This is a genomic window from Novosphingobium tardum (genome assembly GCF_042652045.1).
GTDB lineage: Bacteria > Pseudomonadota > Alphaproteobacteria > Sphingomonadales > Sphingomonadaceae > Novosphingobium > Novosphingobium tardum.
This window is the reverse complement of record NZ_JBHSDR010000006.1, coordinates 981,765-1,005,317: the sequence shown is the minus strand read 5'-3', so window position 1 is coordinate 1,005,317 and position 23,553 is coordinate 981,765. Positions and strand designations below refer to the sequence as shown.

Sequence of the window (23,553 nt, the reverse complement as noted above, 5' to 3'; positions counted from 1 at the left end):
CATGGCCCCGGGCCTCACCCAGACAGCGGAACGCTCTGTGCAATCTAACCGAAGTCCTTGGCGGACAAGGCTGGAGGCAGGCGTCGCAGCCGACTTCAGTGAGAGCGGTCAGTGGCTGGGTGTCACGCTTGTCCAGCAGGCGGCAACCCAGACGAAGGTGCGCGGCGCGACGACGGCAATCGTCGATGGGAAGGGGTCGCAAACTTTTGCCGAGATCATGGCGGAAGCCCGGCTGCTTGCCGGTTGGTTCCGCCAGATCGGTCTCGCCCCCGGTGAAGTCGTCAGTTTCCAGCTGCCGAACTGGTCGGAGGCGATCGCGATCAATCTCGCCGCCTGCATGTGCGGACTGGTGGTCAACCCGATCGTCCCGATCTACCGGGATGTGGAAGTCGGATATATCCTGCGCAGTTCGCGCACCCGGATAGTCTTCATCCCCGAGACGTTCAGAGCCACAGATTACGTGGAGATGGTCGAGAACCTTCGACCATCGCTGCCGGATCTCGAAGCGGTTGTGGTGGTGCGCGGTACGGAGAACCGCAGCGGGGTTCTAAACTACGGCCGATTGCTCGCAGAGGCGCCTCAAGCCCCTGGTTTCGCCGTGCAGATCCAAGACCCGAACGCGGTCAAACTGCTGCTTTACACGTCGGGCACGACGGGCCGACCCAAAGGCGTCCTGCACAGCCACAACACGATCCAGTCTGAGATCGACGCGGTCGGAAAGTTCTGGGGTATCCAGTCGACCGACGTGATACTGATGCCGTCACCGGTCACTCACATCACCGGGTATATCTATGGCATAGAGATGATGGCCACGTTCGGCTGCAAAGCGGTCTTCATGGACAGATGGGATGCGGAGCTAGCCGCCGCCCTCATCTTGCAGCACGGCGTCACTTTCAGCGTCGGTGCGACACCTTTTCTCAGGGAACTCGTCGGCTTCCTCGAACATCGCGGCGAGACCAGGCCCAGCTTGCGACTGTTCGCTTGCGGGGGGGCGCCGGTCGCGCCCGACGATATCCGGCGGGCCCGCGCTGTTCTTCCCAACTGTCTCGCCTTCCGCATCTACGGCAGCAGCGAAGCGCCGACGGTGACGGCGGGCGTCGCCGCAGGGGACCCCGTCGAACTCGGTGCGACGACCGATGGCGCGATCGTGAACTTCGACGTGAAGATCGTGAGCCCGGACACCGGCGAGACGCTTGGCGACGGCAGGGAAGGCGAGATTCTGGTCCGCGGCCCCGAACTGATGCTGGGCTACACCGAGTGGGAAGACACCGTGGAAGCCTTCGACGCGGAGGGATACTTCCGGACCGGAGACCTCGGCTTCATCAGCCATGCGCGCTACGTCACGGTCAGCGGCCGGAAGAAAGACCTTATCATCCGGGGCGGCGAGAACATCAGTGCCAAAGAAGTGGAGGATATTCTCCACACCCATCCCGCCATCGCGGAAGTCGCGGTCGTCGCGATGCCCCATGAGAGACTGGGCGAAACACCCTGCGCCTTCGCCGTTTTGAACAAGGGCGGCAGTCTGACCATTCAGGAGGTTCAGACCTTCCTGGAAGACACCAGGCTCGCGAAACAGAAATTTCCCGAGAATTTGTTCCTGCTCGCCAGCATGCCGAAAACGGCATCGGGGAAGATCCAGAAGCATGTGCTGAGAGCACGCTGCAAGACAGACACTTGAAAGGAAACGATATGACTGCGTACATCATCTTCGATCGGAGGCAGACCACCGATGCCGCCGAGCTCGCGACCTATGCGCCTTTGGTCGGGGCAACGCTTGCAGGACGCGGAGCGACCAAACGCGCCGGCGGCAGTCCAATCGTCGTCGAGGGGGAGCCGAGTGAAATGGTGGTAATCCTGGAGTTTCCCTCGGTCGAGGAAGCCAAGGCGTGGTACGACAGCCCGCTCTATCAGGAGGCCTCAGCTCACCGCCTCAAGGGTGGCGAATGGCGTGTCATGATCGTCGAGGGAGCCTGATTTCGACGCTTTCATCATGCGGTGACATTCGGGCGGGTGGCGTGGGCGCAGAAACCGCGGACCCGCCCGATGGCTGCTAAGGCTTTCCAACCCCGTCACCAGAGCGTGTCGCGCGGCATTGCCTTCCGGCTTGTCTCGGTCGGCTGTTATTCAGTGATGGCGGCGCTGCTCAAGCTGGCCTCGGAGCACGGGGTGGTGGCCGGCGAGATGCTGTTCTACCGGGCGATCTTTGCCCTTCCGGTCGTGCTGGTCTGGGCGCTTCGCAGCGGGGGAGTGCGCGCGCTCACTACGCGTCGACCCTGGGCGCACCTGGGCCGATGCGCGCTGGGCATCGCAGCGATACTTTGCTCCTTCCAGGCGCTCATCATGCTGCCGTTGGCCACCGCGACCACGGTCGGCTTTACCGCGCCGATATTTGCGACGGTGCTATCGGTGCTCTTTCTTGGCGAGAGGGCGGGGAACCATCACTGGCTGGCGGTCGCGCTGGGTCTTGTCGGCGTCGCGATCATCATGCTCCCCGGCGGGCCCGCCAACGATACCGCTCCGCTTCCGGGTGTCGCGGTCGCGCTGCTCGCTGCCCTCGGGACCGCTTCTGTCGTCACCGTGGTGCGACAGTTACGGCATTCCGAGCATGTGGCGGCGATCGTTTTCTGGTTCTTCGCGTCCTCCGCACTGGTCGGCGGTATCCTGCTGCTTTATGTCGGAAAGCAGCACGACTTGCAGACGCTGGCCATCCTCGCCGGAGCGGGGTTCGCAGCCGGAATCATGCAGATTACGTTGACGGAGTCGCTGCACGCGACGCAAGTATCGATTCTCGCGCCGCTCGACTATCTTCAGATCGTGGGTGCCTTGGCGCTTGGATGGCTGGTATTCTCGGAACTGCCCGGGCAAAGCGCGATACTCGGCGGGTGCCTTATCATCAGCAGCGGAATTTACCTGATCTGGCGCGAGTACAGACCCCAAACGATTGCCCGGCGCAATCTGGAAGCCAATACTGTTTAGCTCATGCTCGTCGCGCCTGTCGCAGCTGACCAATCGGAGCCGGAAAGATGACGAAGGGATTGTTCGACCTGACCGGGAAGGTGGCGCTAGTGACGGGCGGCAATGGGGGGATCGGCCTCGGGATGGCGCGCGGGCTTGCCATGCATGGCGCGTCGGTGATCATCTGGGGGAATAAGCCCGAGAAGAACGAGCGAGCGGTCGCCCAGCTCCAGGAATTCGGCGGTGAAGTTCGATCCCGTCAGGTCGACGTGTCGTCGGAAACCGCGGTGCAGGAAGGCATCGCTGCGATCATCGAGGAGTTCGGCTGGATTGACCAGGCGATAGCCAACGCCGGGATCGGCATACCCCGGAAAGACATGTTCGACATTTCCGCAGCCGATTTTCGCAAGCTGTGCAGCGTGAACGTGGAGGGTGTGTTCTTCACCCTGCGGGAGGCGGCCCGGCACATGATCCGGCAAAACGGGCAAGGCAGGCGAGGGGGCTCGCTCGTCGCGATCGGATCGACGTCGTCCATTCACGGCGCCGCCCGCAACGAGCATTACGGCGCTTCCAAGGGTGCGGTGGAATCCCTCGCGCGCGCGATGGCCGTGGAACTCGGGCCCAATGGGATCCGGGTGAATGCGATCCTGCCCGGCTGGACCCGATCCGATCTGACCGAGCGCCTGCAGACGTGGGACAAATTCAACGACAATGTCATCAGCCGGGCGCCGGTTGGCCGATGGGCGAGTGGTGACGATTTTTCGGCGATCGCGGTCTACCTGGCGAGCGATCATTCGAGCTTTCACATCGGAGACACGATCGTCATCGACGGCGGATATACTGTCTTCTGATATTGATCGTCCGGCGGGCGGGACTCGGTCTCGCCAATCTGACGACACACACAGTTGCTACCGATCTCTCCATCGGTGACCTAACTAGCTCAGCCTCGGGGCGCGGGGAGATAGCGAGCGACGCCGTTGACGGGCGTTAGTGCGCCCATGGGCGCGGGCGGCCACATTTTTCACCGGGGAACGGGCAGCGAAGACCAACCGCTTGATGGTCGTCACCGACGCCGTATTGGCGATCGCCAGCCGGCCGGTTTGAGGGACCAGCGCCATCACTCGCATGCCTCGCCGATCGAACGTCTAACGCAGGAAAGTGCGTTGTTTTCAGAATCTCTTCGCAGTCGTTATGGATTCATGGCCTAATTCGGCGACAATTCGGCGTTCCCCTTCAAGGAAATGCGCGCGATCAGCGGTGAGATCATCCCGTCGGCCGGGTTGCTTGATCCGTGAAGCCAGCCAACTTGCCTCCGACAGGACGCCATCGGCTGGATCGATGATGCAGGCGGGCCCCGTCAGAGCAAATGCACCGCTGGTGGCTGAGGGGGGACGGGCTAGGGCGCCAGACATGCTGCGCCCCCGCAAGCCTGCCAGCCCGTTCCGTTACTTCAACTCGTCGCCCGAGGTGATCCGCCTGGTGGTGATGATGTACGTGCGGTTTCCGCTGTCGCTGCGCAACGTCGAGGATCTGCTGTTCGAGCGCGGCATCGACATCTGCCATGAGACCGTGCGGATGTGGTGGCACCGCTTCGGTCCGCTGTTCGCCGGAGACATCCGGAGCCAGCGCGTGAGCCGAATGCGCGGCTTCCGGCAGTGGCGCTGGCACCTCGACGAGATGTACGTTAAGCTGAATGGCGAGATGGTCTACCTGTGGCGCGCGGTCGACCAGGAAGGCGAGATCCTCGAGAGCTACATAACGAGGACCCGCGACAAGGCAGCCGCCCTCACCTTCATGAAGAAGGCGCTGAAGCGCCACGGATCACCGGAGAAGATCACCACGGACGGTCTACGCTCGTACAGGGCGGCGATGACCGCGCTCGGCAACGCCGGGAAGCAGGAGATCGGCCGCTGGGCCAACAACCGGGTCGAGAACAGCCACCTGTCGTTCCGACGGCGAGAGCGGGCGATGCTCAGGTTCAGGCGGATGCGAACGCTACAGAAGTTCGCCTCGGTCCACGCCAACGTCCACAATCACTTCAATCAGGAACGCCACCTCGTCGATCGCCAGACCTACAAGGACCGCCGCTCGGCCGCACTGGCCGAGTGGAACAGCCTCATGGCCTGAGGCCACGCACCCCAAGCCACAGCTCCGCAAATCGGAGACGAGTTGCGATTAGACTGACAGCACCGCCACGGACCCGCGCCGGGTTTTGGGGTGTCGCGAACCCGCCAGTCCGCAGCACACATTTAGGGGGTACCCTTCCTTGGTCTCTCGTCCGTCCATGAAGACCGTGAGATCGCTGGTTCCAAACGCTTTGAGGAGCGACTTGCCCTCATGCGTCGGCAGGCCGACGACTGACGTACCTCAGCGTGGTCCGATCAGCGCCCAACACCCGGCAGCGATTCCGATGCCCGAGCTAATCCGCATTCTGTCAAGCGAATGATCTGCCCGCACATTGCGGCCTTTGCGGATGTTGCCGCCGCCCGCCGACCTTGACGTTGTTCGGCTGGCGCTTTTTCGCTTATGCTGCAGGCCCTTGGCGCAGGTCGGCTTTGAGCGTAACCTCGGGGACGAAGGAGTGCGATCAATGGTTCGTCGTTCCCTTATGGGCGTAATGTGCCTGACACTCGCGAGCTGCGGGGGAGGGGGTGGAAGCGGTGGAGCGACCGGCGAGATCATCAATCCGCCCCCAAGCCCGACGCCGACACCCTCCCCCTCTCCCACTCCGACACCAACGGTCACGCCAGCGCCGACGCCCACTCCTTCGCCTGCTTCGGTGAGCGCCCCTTACCCAGAGCCGATTGCCGCGCCCGGCGCGTCCGGCAGCACGCCAACGGCCTCGGTCGGCCCCCTTCTGCCTGCCAAGTCGGCCGCTGCCAGCCCCAATCTCTTGGGGTCAACCGCGGACTGGAGCGTGCTCAATCAGCCTGGCCAGCTTTTCCTGACCTATAGTTCTGGTTTCGCGAACTACAGCTTTGGCGCCGTCCCCGACAGGTTCAGCGCAGTCTACGCCAAGGCGTCGGACAGCTACCGTGTGACCGCATCGTACTACCGCGCCAACCATGACGTGACGCCCTACCAGACCTTCGATCTGACCTTCGGCCAAGGCGACCTCGCCGCCAGCGAGACAAACGCACGCTTCACGACCTATCGAAAGAACGCGAACGGGATTGCATCACGCCTGCTCCTTCTGAAGCCGACGAACGATCTCGTGAGCACGGCGTATTGTTCGATCGGGATGTGGGATGCGACGCTCAACTCCGGTGCTGCGAACCAGAGTTCCTTCACCGAAGCTTTCGTCTACGGCTATCAACAGAGCGGCGAGCCGCCGGCAGGAACCCGAACCTTCAATGGGATCGCGGTCGGTCAGGTTGCCGGATACGAAAACCGCCAGATGATGGTCATCGGCCGTGTAACTCTCACCGTCAGCTACGACGCCACTGCCCAAGCCTACCGCGTCGATGGACCCGTGAACCTGACGGGCGTCGACGCCAAGACGCATGAGGTGATCGCACTGGCGCCGATCCGGCTCCAGAACAATGGCAACGCCGATATCATCCTGGCCAACACGGCCGGTTTTGCCGACTTCGGACAAGGAAGATCCAAGTTCTGCGGCCCTTCATTCGATGAATACAGCGGAGTCGTATTTTCCCGGGTGTCCTTCGGAAACGGTATCACCGCCGGGGTGAATCTGGCGATCATCGCAACGCCTTCCCCCTAGCCAAACACGCTGCCGGCCCGGCGCACGCGCTGGCGTCAAAGACCCGCCATGGCCAAGATGCTGCTCCGCAACTACCCAATGACAAAGGTTCGACGCCACGCCGCATATCGGCAATCGAGTAGGGATGCTGACGTTGGGCTGGCTGAGGATGCTGGGTCATACCAAGATCGAGAACACGGTCCGCTATCTCGGCGTAGACGTCGAAGACGCCTTACTGTTGGCTGAGCGCACCGAAATCTGACTTCTTGTGCGGTCGGTCGGCAACGTTGGCCGACCGCTTGTGTGCAATAAACTCGCTGGCGAGATCGGCCGCTATGGGGTGGAAAGCGGACGTTCGACTCGCCTACGCCTTTCATGACATAAGCGCTCTGGATGGGACCGAAACAGCCGTCGTCGAGACTTTCCCGCCGAACCTTCATTGGTGCAGCAGGGCTGTCCGCGCTTCTGGTGAGTAGCCATACCTTTGCCGCGCCTCGTTCCGCGAAAGTCATTTTGCTCGGCACTAAGGGGGGGCCGACGCCGTCCGCCATTCGTGCTCCGGCTAGCGTCGCAATCGTAATCGGGGGTTTGGTCTATCTGGTCGATGTTCCGAACGGCGTCGCGAGACAATTAGCCTTGGCGGGGCTTTCGCTCGACCGGCTTGGCGAAGTTTTCATCACCCACAACCATTCGGACCATGTGCTGGACGTTGGAAGTCTGCTCGTCCTGGCATGGGGATCAGGCTTGAAGTCACCGGTGGGTATTTATGGACCTCCGCCATTGAGGGAAATCGTCCACGACTCCCTCGCTGCTTCGAGGTTCGACATTAACGTTCGGATGCGTGAAGAGGGACGCCCCCCCTTGGCGCCCATGATTCATGTGCACGAGCAAGCAAATAGCGGCACTGCGTATCGCGACGAGAACGTCACTGTAACGAGCGCTGTGGTGGATCATTACTCTGTGAAGCCAGCGTTCGCTTATCGGTTCGACACCCCAGGGCGCTCCATCGTCATCTCCGGTGATACCACCTACCGTGAAGCTCTTGTCGATCTCGCCCGAGGGGCCGACTTGCTTATCCACGAAGCCATGTATCTGGACGGCGTCATCCAACTCGCTGGCGGCAACGAGAGTTTGAAGGATCACCTGTTGCGTAGCCATTCCACTACAGAGCAAGTGGGCCTAGTGGCAGCGCGCGCAGGCGTGAAGAAGCTGGTGCTTTCTCACCTCGTGCCAGCTTTCCCTTCTATCACCGACGAAATGTGGCTTGCTGGCGTGCGCAAACATTTCACCGGCGAAGCGGTTGTTGGACGCGATCTGCAAGAGGTTTGAACTCCAACAACGACAGCGTCCGCAATGGGGTGGCTACTCGAACGGAAGCTCCCGCCTGCCGGTCAATTAACAGCGGACTGTCCGAAACCAGCCCAGCAGTTCGGCCGGTGGAAGCCGGTGAGATTTCCCTTGCAGTTATGTCCGCAACCGTGGCGGTTATCGCCCTGTCACCAAAGGTCCTGCGGGCGGCGGGGGAAATTGAAGTCCCGGCACGTAGGCGCCGTGCGAACCTGCGGTAACGGCGGCATAGAGTGCATCACCCAAGGGCGAATAAGCGATCGCCTCGTATGCTGCGGTATAAGCGAGAAACACCGCCACCGTCACGAACCAAGCGGGATGGACGCGTCCCAGCACGCGGCGATCGCGGATCATCCCGGCGATCGGGAACACCATGGTGGCAACGCCTGCGGCCTCGAAGGACCAAGGGATAAGGAGGGGCAGCGGTAGGAGCCGGCCAAAGGCTGGTGCGGTGAGGAGCGCCATCGCACCCAAGTGGAGCCGGTCATGCCAATCGGTCCGCTTGCGCATGGCGATCGCAACATAGGTCAGCACCGCGAATGCCAACAGATTGATCGGATCGCCCACCATAAGCAATTGCGGCTGGAAAAAGAACGGGATGGTGCCGTTCCGGGCCGATACTATGATTACGGCCATCGCCGCGCCGATCATCAACACTATCCAGCCGGCGGCGAACCAGCCGAGCTTGCGGTGCAGCGCCAGCGGCCCCCGCGTGGCCAAATAAGTCTGCAACAGGAATATGACGACCCAGCCCATGAAAGCGATCGCATGGACATGGACGCGCAGTGGTGAGCCAAAGGTGGATCGCCCCATCGCAAGTTGGAACGAAAATCCTGCGACGACGGTCAGGGCCATCACGATCGCCAACTTGAACGCGAAGGTTTCCGAGCGTGCGGGTTGATCGGGTCCTCTCCGAAGCTCCGACGCGGTCAACGATATGCTCGCCATTGCTTTTGCCCCCAATGAAGCCCGCTTAGCTGACGCAGGTTATAAGTCGTCAGACACGAAGTTTATTCAATGAACGTGAAAGATCCACAATTGGTCGTTTGATGTCGGTCGGCTCCTAGGCTCCGCCCACGAGAGTGCTGAAGTCGGGCATGTGGTGGAAATATGTCGTAAGTTAGGGCTGCTCTCGAATCCCTCAGCCAAGAATTTTTGTCGCTCTCGAAGTCTAAAAGAGGGTGATCAGCCAATAAAATAGCGCACCGACCGCAGCACTCGCCGGGATCGTGATGATCCACGCAATGACCACGTTCTGCGCAACGCCCCAGCGCACCGCGCTCGCCCTCCGCGCAACGCCCGCACCAATGATGCACCCGGTGATCGTGTGCGTTGTTGAAACGGGAATGCCCAATGAGGAAGCAGCGAACAGCATGATCGAGCCCCCGGTCGATGCGGCGAAGCCCTGGTGATGATCGATCTTGGTGATCCGGCTGCCCAACGTCTCGATGATTTTCCAGCCGCCGGTCAGCGTGCCCAGCGAGATCGCGATGTAGCAGGATATCGCCACCCAGTGCGGCACCTCGAAGTCGCCGCTGAGATAGCCCGTTGAGTAGAGCAGCACGGTGATCAGGCCCATGGTCTTCTGCGCGTCGTTCAGGCCATGCCCGGTAGAATATGCTGCGGCCGAAATCAGGTGGAGCATGCCAAAGCGCTTTTCCGCCCCGCGCGCGGTGGCCCGACGCATCGTCCAGCTGGTGATCAGCATGATCAGCAGCGCGAGGAACATCCCCAGCAGCGGAGACAGGACAATCGCGACGAGGGTCTTGTTGAGCCCGTTCCATTGCACGCCGGTCAACCCCGCATGCGCTACCCCCGAACCGACCAGACCGCCGACCAGCGCATGACTGGAGGACGAGGGAATGCCCTTGAGCCAGGTCACGACGTTCCAGAAGCTCGCCCCGATCAGCGCGCCGAACACCACCCCGGGGGTCACCAAGTCCTTATCGATCAGACCTTTGCCGATGGTGTCGGCGACCTTGTGGAGCGCGGGGAAGGCAATCGTCAGGAAGTAAGCGGCGAAATTGAAGAACGCTGCGAATGCGACCGCCTGGACCGGGCCGAGCAACCGCGTCGCCACCACCGTCGCGATGGAATTGGCCGCGTCGTGCAGCCCGTTGAGGAAATCGAACGCCAGCGCGATCACGATCAAGGCGACCAGCAGCGGGAAAGCAAGCTGGTGCATCAGGCGTGATCGATGACCAGGCCGTCGATTTCGTTTGCGATGTCCTCGAAACTATCGACGATGCGTTCAAGGTGCTTGTAAATCTCGCGCTTGACGGTGAAGGCCATGGCTCCGCCAGCCTCGGTGGAGTGGCTGCGGTAAGCTGATTTGAGACCTGCACGGTGCACTTCGTCGGCGTGGCTTTCCATGCGCACCAAGCGTTCCGTGAGCTCATGCAAGCGACCGCCGTTTGCCGATATGTCACGCAGCAATGGGATGGCCTCTGCCAACACTCGCGCTGAATCGATCGCGATCCCTACCATATCGGCCATCTCCGGCTCGAAATCCGTGATGTCGTAGAGATCGACGGCATTGGCAGCCGACTGCATCTCGTCGATTGCGTCGTCCATTCGCCCGATCAGCGACGTGATCGCTCCACGGTCGAACGGGGTGAGAAATGTGCGGCGGACGGTCTGAAGCGTCTCGCGGATGATGTTGTCGGCGTCTTGTTCGCGTTCGTTGATTTCGCGAATATGTTCGGCACGCGCACCGCCGTCGCGAAACAGGCGGCCGAGCGCGTCGGCACCGGCAACGACACTGCGCGAATGGGCCTCGAACAACTCGAAGAAGTTGCCCGTCTTGGGGAGCAGGCGTTGGAACCAGGCAAACATCGGACCCACCTTCGATTTTTGCGCGACCACCGAAATGATCGTGTTGCGCTTGGCTGCTTTGGAAAACTCGGCGGCGTTGAACGATCGGATCAGGTTGGCCAGGTCGGCCTCCTCGACCATGTCGGCTGCTTCGCTGAGGCTGAACCAGCGTCGGGTCCGCTCGCCCGCCTCTTTCCACTCGGACAGCTCCTGGCTGACAGCGAGCGGATAGACGTCGACATCGAACCACAGCGAGGCGCCGGTCTTGCGGCGCTTGCGATAGCGATACTGGCCTAGCGGGATCGGACAGATCGCACCGCGGACACCCGCCTCTTCCTCAGCCTCAAGCGCCGCCGCTGCATGCGGCGAGTCAGCTCCGCCCTGGTTGCCCTTGGGCACTACCCAGCGCTTGCTCTCACGAGAAGTGACCAGCAGCACGCTGACCGCTCCGCTTGGAGTTGCACGATAGGGAAGGGCAGCGATCTGACGAATTGCGCGTTCCAAGCAGTCGATTGAAATGCCGTAGCCGTTCGTCAAACGACTGCAATATGAGCGTCATGATTGCCCACAACGGCGATCAGTTCGTACTTCCAGCGAACGGCGCCTTCAACCTCATGGTGAGGGTTGCCGAATGCCAGCCGACGTCGCTCAAAAGCGTCATTCACTCCAGCGCTTGAGCGTGGGGACGGGCAGTTTCGCACTTCGCGCACGCTCGTAGGCCGCGCCAGCATCTAACACCGCCGCATCGGCCCACTTTGGACCGATGAAACTGAGGCCCACGGGAAGACCTTCGACGGCGCCCATGGGGACGGTCAGGTGCGGGTACCCTGCAATCGCGGCGAGACTCCCAGCGCCTACGCCACTGAGCCCACGCTCGCCCATTACATGGTCGATCGGCCAAGCCGGTCCCTCGGTCGGAGCAATCAGGAACGAGACCTGGTTTGAGCCAAGCAGGCGGTCGATCCCGGCAATTCCCGCCAGCGTCAGCGAAGTCACCCGCGCCGCGGAGTAGGCGGAAGCGTCGGTTGCAAGCGCGGACTTCTCGAAGGTTTCCTGCCCGAAGAACGCGAGTTCGGCGGGGTTAGCCTTGTTGAACCCGATTACGTCAGCAAGGCTGCGGACGGCCGCAGTACCCGGCAAGTCACGAAGGTACGCGCCGAGGTTCTCGCGCAGTTCGTATTGGAGAACCTCGTTCTCGCCTTTGCCCATCGCTCTCGGAAAATCATAGTCGATATCGACCAGCACCGCGCCAGCGCGGCGCAGATCGGCGAGCGCCGTTTCGAACACGCGCAGCGTCTTGGGTTCGTCTCCCGCCTGCTTGCGCAAGACCCCGATGCGCACATCCTTGAGCGAACTGGTCGCAAGTCCCGCGGTGAAGTCGCTCTTACGGGAGTCGGCGTCGACGGTCTGCGCGTCGAGCGGATCGCTGCCTGAGATCGCGTTGAGCAACAAAGCGGCGTCGGCGACGCTTTTCGCCATCGGCCCCGGTGTATCCTGGCTGTGGCTGATTGGAACGACGTACGTGCGGCTCACGAGTCCCACCGTAGGCTTGAACCCGACCAGACCATTCACCGACGAAGGACAGGTAATCGATCCGTCCGTCTCGGTGCCGATCGCCGCCCAGGCCATGCCGGCCGCAACCGCGGCACCGCTGCCTGATGACGAGCCGCACGGGGTTCGGTCGAGGGCATAGGGATTTCGCGTCTGGCCGCCGACGGCGCTCCACCCGCTAGCCGACCATGGCGAGCGGATGTTCGCCCATTCGGATAGGTTCGTCTTTCCCAGTACGACTCCGCCAGCCGCTCGCATCCGCGCAACGAGCGGTGCGTCACGCCCGGTCACGTTGCCCGCTAGAGCCAAGCTGCCCGCGGTCGTGGGTAACTCGCGGGTCTCGATGTTATCCTTGACCAGCACGCTTCGTCCAGCAAGCAGGCCGGTAGCGGCCCGCGCCTCGGCAACCGCCGCGGGGTTGATCGCAATTACTGCATGGATGGCCGGTCCCTTGTCGTCGATGGCCGCTATCCGCTTGAGGTATGCCGCAGCAGCGCGGGCCGCTGCCTCATCCGCTTGCGCGGGGGCGCCGCCGAGTAAGGCAGCAAGGATGAACACGAAGGGGAAAGCGGCGCGCGACATTGGGTTCTCCTGGAGGGGCAGCGCGATGCTGGGACAGGCACCTCGACTGCGCAAGAGCCGCAGCTACCGCCATCAGTTCGCGCGGCGTCATCGGTCAGGTACGGCGCTCGCTAGAAGATGCGCCCTCGTCAAAGTCTGTCCGCTAATTGCGCTTGGCGGGGGCTAAGCAATTGACAGCCGACTTGCCCTGCTCAATACCAACCTAGTTATATAACTAGGTTTTATATATAGCGAAGCTGAAGCAGAGGAGGCCGGGAGGGCATGGACATCCGCTTTTCCTCGGATGAGCAGCATTTTCGCCAGGAATGCCGCAGTTGGCTCGCCGCCAACGTGCCCATCGAAAAACGTCCGCTCAACGCCGACGAGGCGCTCGATTTCGACAAGGCGTGGCAGCGCCGCCTGTTCGACGGGGGCTATGCCGGGATCGACTGGCCGGTGGAATATGGCGGCCGGGGATTCTCGATCATCCAGCAGGTGATCTGGCTCGAGGAGTACGCAAAGGCGAATGCACCCTGGATCGGGGCTAACTTCGTCGGGATCAATCACGGCGGCCCGACCCTGATACTCAACGCCAGCGAGGCGCAGAAGGCCTACCACCTGCCGCGCATCCTCCGCGGCGAGGCGATCTGGTGCCAGGGCTTCTCGGAGCCAGGCGCCGGATCAGACCTTGCCGGGATCAAGACCCGCGCTCGCATTGAGGACGGCGAACTGATCATCAACGGATCCAAGATCTGGACCAGCTTCGCCCACGTCGCAGACTGGCAGGAACTGGTCGTGCGGACCGAGGAAGGCTCGGTTCGCCACAAGGGGCTGTCGTGGGTGATTTGCGACATGCACGCCCCCGGCATCGAGATCCGCCCGATACGCAAGATCAACGGGACGATCGAGTTCTGCCAGGTGTTCTATGATGATGTGCGCATTCCGCTGGAAAACGTCGTCGGCGGACTCGGCAACGGCTGGAAGGTGGCGATGAGCACCTTGAGCTTCGAACGCGGCACCGGGTTCATCGCCGAACAGGTCAAGCAGAGCCAGGAAATCGAGGAACTGCTCGAGAAGGCGCGGGCCACCGGGGCGATCGAGGACGACCGGATCGCGAACGAGCTCGCCCAGTTGCGGGCCGAAGTCGCCGCGATCCGGTCAATGACCTACCGCAATGTCAGCCAGTTGATCCGCTCCGCTCAGCCGGGTCCGGAAGCTTCCGTCATCCGGCTGTTCGGGTCCGAGCTCGGCCAGCGGCTCGAACGCATGGCCATGCTGCTTGCCGGACCCGAAGTCCTCGACTTCCGCTATGGCGACGACAATCTCGTCGCCGACTACCTGCGCGGCTTCGCCGGGACGATCGCGGGCGGCACGTCCCAGATTCAGCGCGACATCATCGCCGAGCGTCTGCTCGGCCTGCCCAAGTCGAGGTGACATCCATGGACCTGTCGCTCGATTCCGATCAGGAAGCCCTCGTCACCGCGACCGCCGACTGGTGCCGCGCCAACATGCCGCTCGAGCACGTGCGCGACCGCCCGGTCGACCTGTGGCGCGATTTGGAGGCGATGGGCTGGACCGCGATGACCGCTCCCGGCCTGGACCTTTCCCACGCGACCGAAGCGATGGTCTTCGCCGAACTCGGCCGCTTCCTCGCTCCGGTCGCGCTACTGTCGAGCGCTGTCGCAGCGCGTTGGCTGGGCAGCGCGGACAAGGTCGCACTCGCGCTGGACGACGGTAATCGGCTACGTGTGTTCGATGGCGAGAGCGCGACTCTCGCGATAGGCGTTACGAGCACGCAGGCCAGCGTCTATCGCCTGCCCGAAGGCCTGTCGGGCGCACCCGGCCTCGATCTTTCTGTATCCCTCACCCTGCTCGAAACCGCGCCTGCCGCCGAGCCGCTGGGCAATCCGCACGCTGCACTCCACCTCCAGCTCCTCGCCGCGGCCTTCACAGTGGGTTGCGCCGAGGCGGCACGCGACATGGCAGCCGGCTATGCCATTATGCGCGAACAGTTCGAGCGCCCGATCGGCTGGTTCCAGGCGCTCAAGCACATGATCGCCGACACGGCGGTGCGCGCGGCCGTCGCGCGCTCGCAACTTTGCTACGCGGCCTGTGCGCTTGATGCGAACGCGCCAGATGCGGCCTTCCACATCGCCGCGGCGCGGCGGTTGGCCGACCAGGCGGCGATCGACAACAGCCGGACCAACATCCAGGTTCACGGCGGCATCGGCATGACTGACGAGGCTTTCCCGCATTTCTGCCTGAAGCGCGCCCACCTGCTGTCGTTTATCGCGCCGGCCGAACAGGGCGCCCTGCTTGGAGAGGCTTCATGAGCGAAAAAGTCCTTTATCATGTCAGCGACAACGTCGGGATGATCACTCTCAATCGTCCGGACGTTCACAACGCGATGGATGACGAGGCTTCAGAGCGCTACGCCGAGGTCCTCGACCAAGCCCTGGCCGACGACACGGTCCGCGCTGTGCTGATTCAGGGCGCGGGCAAGTCGTTCTGCTCGGGCCGGGACATCACGATGCTCGGCCAGCGGGCAAGGGATGAAAGCGACTACCACTTCGTGCTGCGAGCCCAGCAGGGCCGGCTCAAGATCCTCGACAGCGCCAAACCGTTCATCGCCGCGGTCAAGGGCGCGACGATCGGCGGGGGCTGCGAAATGGCGCTAGTCTGCGATATCCGCGTCTCGTCAACCGACCTCAAGATGGCTTTGCCCGAAATCAACTACGGCATTCTGCCCGATACTGGCGGCACCCAGTACATGGCCAATCTGATCGGGACGAGCCGGGCCAAGTACCTCGTGATGACGGGCGATCGCATCGGTGCGCAGACGGCGCTCGAATGGGGCGCGGTCGATTTCGTGGTCGAGCCGGACCAGCTCGACGCCCGCGCGCTGGAAATCGCCAAAACGATCGCGTCGAAGCCGCCCCTGTGCCTCGCCATGGCCAAGACCATGATCGACCAGTCGGTCGCCGGGGCGGTGCGAAGCGGGATCGCGCAGGAGCTGATGGCGCAGTCGTACCTGTTCAAGACCGCGGACTACCAGGAAGCCCGCGCGGCGCTGCGCGAGAAGCGCAAGCCCGTGTACAAGGGGAAATAGGATGAGCGAGGACTACAAGGGTTTGCGCCGGGCGCCGGCCAAGGGCATGCGGATGCTGCCCGAAGGCACCTTCGCCAACGACGTGGCGATCATCACCGGCGGCGGCTCGGGCCTCGGCAAGGGCATCGCGGCCGAGTTCGGTCGGCTGGGCGGCGCGGTGGCCATCGCCAGCCGCGATTCGGAGAAGCGCGCGCGCGGCGTCGCGGCGGTCGAAGAAGCGGGCGGCCGGGCGATCGGCGTCCAGCTCGACGTGCGCAGCCCCGAGGCGGTTGCCGCCTGCTTCGACGAGGTGGAGGAAGCCTTCGGCCCGGTTACCCAACTGATCAACAACGCGGCCGGAAACCTCGCCGGCGCATCCGAGGACTTCAGCCTCAACGCCTGGCGCGCGGTGACCGGCATTGTCCTCGATGGAACGTGGATCTGCTCGACCGAGTTTGCCCGGCGGCGCGTCGCCGACGGCATCGGCGGGGTTATCCTCAACATGGGCGCAACTTATTCCTGGACGGGTGGGCCGGGAACCAGCCCCTCGGCGGCGGCCAAGGCCGGGGTTACCAACCTGACCCAGAGCCTCGCGGTGGAATGGGCGCCCTACGACATCCGAGTGAACTGCCTCGCTCCGGGGCTGTTTCCGCACGAGGACCGCGCCAAGCACCTGCAGGTATTCGACAAGTCAAAGAGCGACCTCGACAGTCGCCAGCCCGCGCTGCGGGTGGGCGAGATCCACGAGCTCGGCTGGGCCGCCGCCTATCTGTGCTCCGACTACGCCGCGTTCTGCTCGGGCCACACCTTCGTGCTCGACGGAGCGAACTGGCTGCGTCGCAGCTTGCGGATGCCGGTGTTCGAGCCGGTGCGGACCTGGGTTCCGGAAAAGAAGGAGAGGTGATGCTTCCTGTGCCAACCATCGGGTCTTGGCAGTCTTAAGCGCGCAATGCTGAGGTTCAGGCGAATGAAGATGCTACAGAAGTTCGCTTCCGAACACGCCAACGTCCACAACCATTTCAACCAGGAATGTCACCTCATCGACCCAGACCTCCAAGGAACGCGCACGGCCGCACTGGCCGAGTGATGTTACCTCATCCGCTAAGCCCGCACGCCACTCGACCGCGCTGCCGATGGCGTAGGCAAGCGCCATCATGGCTACCTCGCGGGGACAGTCCGCCGGCGGCGGACGATCAAAAGCCAAAGAGGTTCTAGAACTTGTAGCCTGCCTCGACCCCGACGACCCGGCGGGCACCCGGAGAGATGAACGATCCTCCGAATTCGATCGCCGGGATGACTTCTGCCAGATATTTGCGATCGAGCATGTTGTTTGCGAAGGCGGCGATGGAAAACCGGTCTGTCTGAATGCCCGCGCGAAGGTTCAGGACACCGAACGCCGCGCGTTGCGATTTGCAGAAGTTCGCGTCGCCGACGAAGCTCGGCAATGCGAGCGCCGAGATCGGAAGAAGACCGGAGAAGAGGGACGGCCGGTCCTGGCACTGTACGTTGCTGAACCACGTCGGGCCGGTGATGCGGTAGTCCGCTCGCACGAGCAGCTTGGCCGCCTCGCTGATCGGTGCGACGATCTCCGTTCCCAGATTGATGGTGTAATCGGCCGTGTAGGGGGAGTTGTTTCCTACCGTATAAGGCCGTGTGCTGTTCTTCTTGATCTCGCTGTCGGTCACGTTGCCCGAAGCGAAGAAGCGCCAGCCATCGATCACGCGTAGCCCCAGATTGAGCTCGGCGCCCTTCAGGTCGACGCGGTCGATGTTCGAGACGACGCGCAACAGGCCGAAGCCGCCGACGAAGAACTCGAAGAACTGCATGTCGGTGACGCGGGTATAGTATCCCGCGAGGTCGAACGTCAGTCGCTCGTCGAACAGGCTGCCCTTCATGCCTACTTCGAAGGCGCTCGACCGTTCCTTGCGATACTGGTCGCTGATGTTCACCCCGGCGTTGATGGTGCCGGGGGTCACGCCATCATTGAAGTTGGCATCGATCAGCGCAGCCGAGCCCTGATTGTTGAAGCCGCCCGATTTGAAACCGATGCCCCAGTCCGCATAGAGGTTGAGATGGTCGGTCGGACGCCAGCTGACCGAGATCTTCGGCTCGAGTTGATTGAACGTCGCAGCCTGCGGCACGAGCGGCCCGAACGCCTGGCCGGGATTGATCGGGGCGCCGGTGAATGGGTCATTTGCGGTCGGCACCAAGGGGTTGGATCGACGGTGCTCGCTGTCGTATCGGAGGGCGAGGCCGGCGGTGAATTGGCTCGTCGGCTTCCAATCGACGGACCCGAACGCGGCATAGACATCGGTCTTGAACTTGTCAGCGAGCAGCAGGGAAGTCGGGTTCACGCTGCTCGGAGGATTATAGAGCTGCTTGATGACCCCTTGCCCCTCGTCGGCACCGAGACTGACGCCCACGGTCCGGTCGATATTCAGGTAATAGGCCCCGACCTGCCAAGCGAACGGACCGTCGCCGATCGACGACAGTCGCACCTCACCGCTGATGTCCTTCTGGTTACGAAGCTGGTACTGGATGCCGTCGCAAGTCGTCGGGCTGTAAGGGCCGAACGTCGATCCCGTCGCGGGCGCGAAAATGAATGGAACCGGGATCGTCCCGATGAAGCCGGGCGGGTTGACGGGAAATCCCGTAAGCGCTGCAGTCGAGGCGAAGCACTTGTTGACGGCCGGCTGCGCGGCGGGGTTAGCTGCCGAGATGTATCGCGCGAAATCCGCGGACGTGCCGTCGGCGACAAGGTCCTGCTTGACGTCGGAATACAGCGCCCAAGCGGTGAGCTTCATGGCCTCGAATTCATGCTCGACCTTTGCCGATACGTCGAAGCTGGTCTGATCGTTCGTCGGGCGGACGTTGCTGTAGAAATTGAACGGGTGCTTGTTCACATCCTCGTAGAACGCGGGATTCACGGCAGCGAAGTTCGGCAACGCAAACGCTGCATTGAACGGGAGCGATGCGCCGCTGAAATCCGCGTAACGCGCTTTCAGGTCGACCTGTGTCGCGCTGTTCATGCCGAGCATGACCCGCCCGTCGATCGCCCAGCTGCGGTGATCGTCGACTACGCTCCGGTTGTTGAGGTAAATGTTGCGATAAAAGCCATCGGATTTCTCGTAGATCCCCGACAGGACGAATCCCGCTCCCTCCGCGATCGGGCCGGCGACGTGGGCCGAGGTGCTCCAGGTGTTATGCTCGCCGTAACTGCCCTTGATGGCCCCGGTGAAGGTGTCGGTCGGTTTCAGGGTCTGGATGACGATGGCGCCCGCGGCGGCGTTCCGGCCGTATATCGCGCCCTGCGGACCCTTCAGGAACTCGACCTGCTCGAGCGTTCCCTGGTCCTGGTTGAGCTGCGCGGTGTTCGTCTTGAGAATGCCGTCGACGACAAGCGCGACCGAGCTCTCCGCATCTCGCGCGCCGTTGATGCCGCGAATGTTGATCTGGGTATCGCCTGCCTCGGCCGTACCGGTGACGATCGTCACGCCTGGGGTGAGCTGGACGAAATCTGCCGCCTTCGCTGCGCCGGTGCGATCGAGCGCCGCCGCCGTCAACACGGACACCGATGCGGGGACGTCCTGCAGTCTTTCGGACTGGCGACGGGCCGTGACGATGATCGCGCCCTCGTCCGGCTGTGCAGCTTCCGGCCGATCGGCATCCTGGGCGAGGGCCGGACTGGCGAATAGCGCATTGAGCGCTACGCCGGTGAGGAAAGCCTTGGCGAAGTTCGTCATGCGAGAAACTCCCTCATATCGATGTCGGGGTGCAATTTTTGCGGCACTTGATCCTTGCGACGAAATCACCTTATTGTATACAAAACCGATCAGTCAAGAGCAAGGAAGCCAGATGTCACGGGCGTCCGACAGGGCCTACACCGCCATCCGCGAAATGATCATGTCCGGCGAACTGGCGCCGGGAGATCCGCTGGGAGAAGAAGCCCTCGCGGAGCGCTGCGGAGTCTCGCGGACACCGGTGCGCGACGCACTGCGCCGGCTGGAGTCGGAAATGCTGATCACGCGAAGCGACACGCAGCGCAGCTTCGTCGCAGACTGGTCGATCGACGACGTGGCCGACCTTTTCGAACTGCGCGCCATGCTCGAAGGTCACGCAGCAAAGCGCGCTGCCGACCGGATGAGTGCCTCGACCTTGCAGGAGCTTCGCCGTTGCAATGCAGCGCTCCGCAGCGCGGTCACCGCCTCGCCACCGGACGTCGACCTATTTCTCGAGCGAAACCGTGAATTTCACGCCCTGATCCTCGAGGCCGCCGGTTCGCGGAAGCTCGTTTCGCTGCTGGCCGCGGTGATCGAGCAGCCGGTCATATGGCGCACCGCGCACCATTATGGAGAAGAGGAATTGCGCCGCTCGTGTGGGGAGCATGAGGAATTGCTCGCTGCATTCGCCAGGCGCGACGGAAGCTGGGCGGAATCGATCATGGCCGGGCATATCCGCCGTGCCTACCACGCGTATGCCGACGCTCATCACGGCCTGACCGCGATCGACAAGGCCGGACGAAAGCGGACAGCGTAATGGCAAAAATGTATACAGATAAGATCGAGATTGTCGAGGTAAGTCCTCGCGACGGGCTACAGAACGAGCCCGTCATCCTTCCGGCTTCAAGCAAGCTCGAGCTGATCGGGAAAGCGAGAGCGGCCGGGTCGCGCCGCATCGAGGTGGCGAGCTTCGTGAACCCCAAGGCAGTGCCGCAGATGGCAGATGCGGAAGAGGTGTGCGCGGGCCTGCCCGACCGCGACGACGTCACATACATCGGACTCGTGATGAACGCTCGTGGAGCGGAACGGGCTATCGCGACGGGCCGGATCGACCAGCTGGGCGCCGTGGCGGTCAGCACCGACCGTTTCGCGATGGCTAACCAGGGTCAGACGAGCGACGGCTCGGTCGACGCATCGCGGGCAATCATCGAGCGGGCCCGCGAGGCGGGACTGACTGGCCAGGCGACAATCGCCGCCAGCTTCGGCTGTCCCTTCGAAGGCGAAGTCAGCGAAGACCGGGTGCTTGCCATGGCGGTGGCAATCGCTGCCTCCGGACCCGTGGAGATCGCCCTGGCCGACACCATCGGTGTCGCCAATCCTGCTCACGTTGCAAGCCTGGTCGAGAAGGTCGGCAAGGCCATCGCGCCGATCCCCGTCCGTATGCACTTCCACAATACGCGCGGAACGGGGCTTGCGAATGTCTGGGCGGCCATTGGCGCGGGAGCGCGCGTCATCGATGCATCGATCGGCGGCCTTGGCGGATGCCCCTTCGCGCCCGGCGCGGCCGGCAATATCGCGACCGAGGATACGACGTACATGCTCGAGCGCGCAGGGATATCGACCGGCCTCGATCTCGAAATGCTGATATCGACAAACCGCTGGCTTGCCGGACTCATGAACAAGGCCCTGCCCGCAATGGTGGGAAAAGCGGGCGGATTTCCCGCTCCTTCGACGTATTGAAAAGAGGAAGCTGCCCGATGCGTTACCGGCTTGGTGTGGATGTCGGAGGCACGTTCACCGACCTGCTGCTGTTCGATAACGAAACCGGCGACTTCTGGCGGCACAAGACGCCTTCCACCCCAGACGACAGCAGCGAAGGAATTCTTGCTGGCGTGACGGCAATCACCGCGGAAGCTGGTGTCGACCCGGCGGCGATCGAATTCTTCCTTCACGGTACGACGGTGGCGACGAACGCCATACTCGAAGGAAAGGGCGCCCGGGTCGGGCTCATAACGACCGAAGGCTATCGGGACATCATGCAGATCGCCCGCAGCTTCGTGCCGGGCGGACTCGCAGCATGGATCGTCTGGCCCAAGCCGCAACCTCTGGCCGCGCTCGAGGATACCGTGACCGTCAAGGGCCGGATGGATGCGGACGGCAACGAAGTGCGTCCGCTCGACGAAGACGAAGTTCGCGCAAAACTTGCGGCGCTGCGGGATTCGGGCGTCGAGGCGATCACGGTCAGCCTGATCAATGCATATGTCGATGGACGGCACGAAAGGCGCATCGGCGAGATCGCAAGGGACATCCTGCAGGAAATGCCCGTGTCTCTCAGCCACGAGGTCCTGCCCGAGATGCAGGAATACGAAAGGACGCTGTCGACGGTCGCGAATGCATCCGTCCGGCCCGTCGTCGGCAAGTACGTCTCGAACTTGCGGACCAAGCTCCAGGATGCCGGGGTAACGGGCAAGTTATCGCTGTTGCGATCGGATGGCGGCCTGATGAGCAGTCAAAAGGCCGAGGAACACCCGGTCAATATTCTCATGTCCGGGCCGGCCGGCGGGGTTACCGGTGCGCTTTGGGTTGCGAAGAACGCGGGGTTCAAGAACATCCTCACGCTCGACGTAGGCGGAACCTCGACCGACGTTGCGCTGATCGAGAACCTCGAGCCGCGCAGGGTGCGCACGACGGAAGTTGGGCATCTTTCCGTCCGAGCATCGTCGCTCGACGTGAAGACGGTGGGTGCCGGCGGCGGGTCGATCGCCTACGTTCCCGAACTCACCGGTGCGCTGCGGGTCGGTCCGCAGTCTGCCGGCGCGGTGCCGGGCCCGGTCGCCTACGGCAAGGGCGGCCATCAGCCGACTGTCACGGATGCCAACGTGGTTCTTGGCTACTTGCCCGAGGATCTGCTCGGCGGGTCCTTCAAGCTCGACCGCGAGGGCGCGAAGAAGTCGATCCAGGGGATCGCCGATGCGCTGGGGATTCCTCTCATGGATGCCGCGCGCGGTATTATCGACATCGTCAACGAGAACATGTTCGGCGCCCTGCGGATGATTTCCGTTCAGCAAGGTTACGATCCGCGACATTTCGCCCTGATGGGATTTGGAGGCGCGGGACCGCTTCACGTCAACGCGGTCGCGCGACTGATGGGAAGCTGGCCGGCAATCTCCCCAGTTTCGCCGGGCGTGCTCTGCGCTCTCGGCGATGCGACCACACGCATGCGGACGGAGACTGCGCGCAGCTTCAGCCGTCTTGCCCACGAGACCGATGTCGAGGAACTTGTGGCCATCCTCGACGAGATGGCGACACAGACGCGCGCCGAACTTGTCGCCGACGGCATTCCGGGAGGCGAGGTATCGAGCGAGTTCGAGATCGATGTGCGCTATGCGGGCCAGGCGTTCGAAGTACCCCTGACCATCGACCAGGCCACGTTGCGTGAAGGGGGCATCGAGAAGATCCTGGAGCGCTTCGATGACGAGCATCGACGCCTGTTTACATTCAACATGCAAACGCCGCACGAAATCGTAAACCTTCGGGCGGTTGCTCTCGGTCAGCCGCCCCACCTTCCGGCCGCCGAGCTCGAGAAGGGCTCTGGCGATCCTTCGGCCGCAAAGATCCGCGATCACACGGTGTGGATGAATGGACGAGAGCAGGCAGCCGTCATCTACGACCGATCGCGCTTGAAGCAGGGCGATACAATTCCAGGTCCTGCGATCGTCACCGAGATGGATTCCACCACCCTGATCGAAAATGGCTGCGTCGGCACTGTCGATCCGGTCGGCAACATCCTGATCACCCTGGCCTGAGGAGCACCC

Annotated in this window: 19 protein-coding genes and 1 pseudogene; 15 read left to right on the top strand and 5 right to left on the bottom strand. The window is 62.8% G+C overall.

Features of this window, described 5'->3' with window-relative positions; translation table 11 throughout:
- Position 1 precedes the first annotated feature (1 nt).
- The 8 genes and pseudogenes from ACFO0A_RS12785 to ACFO0A_RS12750 all read left to right on the top strand — a co-directional run bounded on the left by ACFO0A_RS12785 (position 2) and on the right by ACFO0A_RS12750 (position 7,987).
- Positions 2-1,678, top strand: coding sequence for an AMP-binding protein (locus tag ACFO0A_RS12785; protein WP_379539391.1), 1,677 nt, complete (start codon positions 2-4; stop codon positions 1,676-1,678).
- An 11-nt stretch (positions 1,679-1,689) separates the two neighbouring features.
- On the top strand, positions 1,690-1,974 hold the full coding sequence (locus tag ACFO0A_RS12780) for a DUF1330 domain-containing protein (protein ID WP_379539390.1): 285 nt from the start codon (positions 1,690-1,692) through the stop codon (positions 1,972-1,974).
- Between the two features lie 69 nt (positions 1,975-2,043).
- Positions 2,044-2,976 (top strand): DMT family transporter, encoded by a 933-nt coding sequence (locus ACFO0A_RS12775; protein WP_379539389.1) that lies wholly within the window; start codon positions 2,044-2,046, stop codon positions 2,974-2,976.
- A gap of 47 nt (positions 2,977-3,023) precedes the next feature.
- Positions 3,024-3,806, top strand: a complete 783-nt coding sequence (locus ACFO0A_RS12770) for an SDR family NAD(P)-dependent oxidoreductase (protein ID WP_379539388.1) — start codon at positions 3,024-3,026, stop codon at positions 3,804-3,806.
- Positions 3,807-4,365: 559 nt separating this feature from the next.
- Positions 4,366-5,082 (top strand): IS6 family transposase, encoded by a 717-nt coding sequence (locus ACFO0A_RS12765; RefSeq protein ID WP_379539387.1) that lies wholly within the window; start codon positions 4,366-4,368, stop codon positions 5,080-5,082.
- A gap of 652 nt (positions 5,083-5,734) precedes the next feature.
- A complete protein-coding gene (locus ACFO0A_RS12760; RefSeq protein ID WP_379539386.1) occupies positions 5,735-6,679 on the top strand; it encodes a hypothetical protein in 945 nt (314 codons plus the stop codon).
- Positions 6,680-6,827: 148 nt separating this feature from the next.
- Positions 6,828-6,920, top strand: a pseudogene (locus ACFO0A_RS12755) (integrase); the annotation flags it as partial.
- Between the two features lie 131 nt (positions 6,921-7,051).
- Positions 7,052-7,987: an MBL fold metallo-hydrolase gene (locus ACFO0A_RS12750; RefSeq protein ID WP_379539385.1), complete on the top strand. Its 936-nt coding sequence runs from the start codon at positions 7,052-7,054 to the stop codon at positions 7,985-7,987.
- 156 nt (positions 7,988-8,143) lie between these two features.
- On the opposite strand, the gene ACFO0A_RS12745 is transcribed toward ACFO0A_RS12750, so the two are convergent.
- The 4 genes from ACFO0A_RS12745 to ACFO0A_RS12730 all read right to left on the bottom strand — a co-directional run bounded on the left by ACFO0A_RS12745 (position 8,144) and on the right by ACFO0A_RS12730 (position 12,952).
- Positions 8,144-8,860 carry a hypothetical protein gene (locus ACFO0A_RS12745; protein WP_379539661.1) on the bottom strand — a complete coding sequence of 239 codons (717 nt, stop codon included), beginning with the start codon at positions 8,858-8,860 and terminating at the stop codon, positions 8,144-8,146.
- Positions 8,861-9,176: 316 nt separating this feature from the next.
- Complete coding sequence (locus ACFO0A_RS12740; protein ID WP_379539384.1) at positions 9,177-10,190, bottom strand: inorganic phosphate transporter; 1,014 nt, start codon at positions 10,188-10,190, stop codon at positions 9,177-9,179.
- Positions 10,190-11,311, bottom strand: a complete 1,122-nt coding sequence (locus tag ACFO0A_RS12735; RefSeq protein ID WP_379539660.1) for a DUF47 family protein — start codon at positions 11,309-11,311, stop codon at positions 10,190-10,192. Before ACFO0A_RS12735 ends, ACFO0A_RS12740 begins: the two co-directional genes overlap by 1 nt.
- Before the next feature lie 165 nt (positions 11,312-11,476).
- Entirely contained in the window at positions 11,477-12,952 is a 1,476-nt protein-coding gene (locus tag ACFO0A_RS12730) for an amidase (protein WP_379539383.1), read from the bottom strand.
- Positions 12,953-13,213: 261 nt separating this feature from the next.
- Here ACFO0A_RS12730 and ACFO0A_RS12725 point away from each other — a divergent pair, with 261 nt between their 5' ends.
- Genes ACFO0A_RS12725 through ACFO0A_RS12710 form a run of 4 tightly spaced genes read left to right on the top strand, consistent with a single transcriptional unit; the run spans position 13,214 to position 16,923 of the window.
- Entirely contained in the window at positions 13,214-14,365 is a 1,152-nt protein-coding gene (locus ACFO0A_RS12725; protein WP_379539382.1) for an acyl-CoA dehydrogenase family protein, read from the top strand.
- A 5-nt stretch (positions 14,366-14,370) separates the two neighbouring features.
- Positions 14,371-15,264 (top strand): acyl-CoA dehydrogenase family protein, encoded by an 894-nt coding sequence (locus ACFO0A_RS12720; RefSeq protein WP_379539381.1) that lies wholly within the window; start codon positions 14,371-14,373, stop codon positions 15,262-15,264.
- Positions 15,261-16,040, top strand: coding sequence for an enoyl-CoA hydratase/isomerase family protein (locus ACFO0A_RS12715; protein ID WP_379539380.1), 780 nt, complete (start codon positions 15,261-15,263; stop codon positions 16,038-16,040). Before ACFO0A_RS12720 ends, ACFO0A_RS12715 begins: the two co-directional genes overlap by 4 nt.
- Before the next feature lies 1 nt (position 16,041).
- On the top strand, positions 16,042-16,923 hold the full coding sequence (locus ACFO0A_RS12710; RefSeq protein ID WP_379539379.1) for an SDR family oxidoreductase: 882 nt from the start codon (positions 16,042-16,044) through the stop codon (positions 16,921-16,923).
- Between the two features lie 307 nt (positions 16,924-17,230).
- On the opposite strand, the gene ACFO0A_RS12705 is transcribed toward ACFO0A_RS12710, so the two are convergent.
- Entirely contained in the window at positions 17,231-19,762 is a 2,532-nt protein-coding gene (locus ACFO0A_RS12705) for a TonB-dependent receptor (protein ID WP_379539378.1), read from the bottom strand.
- A gap of 112 nt (positions 19,763-19,874) precedes the next feature.
- Here ACFO0A_RS12705 and ACFO0A_RS12700 point away from each other — a divergent pair, with 112 nt between their 5' ends.
- Genes ACFO0A_RS12700 through ACFO0A_RS12690 form a run of 3 tightly spaced genes read left to right on the top strand, consistent with a single transcriptional unit; the run spans position 19,875 to position 23,544 of the window.
- Positions 19,875-20,555, top strand: a complete 681-nt coding sequence (locus ACFO0A_RS12700; protein ID WP_379539377.1) for a GntR family transcriptional regulator — start codon at positions 19,875-19,877, stop codon at positions 20,553-20,555.
- Between the two features lie 8 nt (positions 20,556-20,563).
- Positions 20,564-21,478, top strand: coding sequence for a hydroxymethylglutaryl-CoA lyase (locus tag ACFO0A_RS12695; protein ID WP_379539376.1), 915 nt, complete (start codon positions 20,564-20,566; stop codon positions 21,476-21,478).
- A gap of 17 nt (positions 21,479-21,495) precedes the next feature.
- On the top strand, positions 21,496-23,544 hold the full coding sequence (locus tag ACFO0A_RS12690; RefSeq protein ID WP_379539375.1) for a hydantoinase/oxoprolinase family protein: 2,049 nt from the start codon (positions 21,496-21,498) through the stop codon (positions 23,542-23,544).
- Positions 23,545-23,553: the final 9 nt, after the last annotated feature.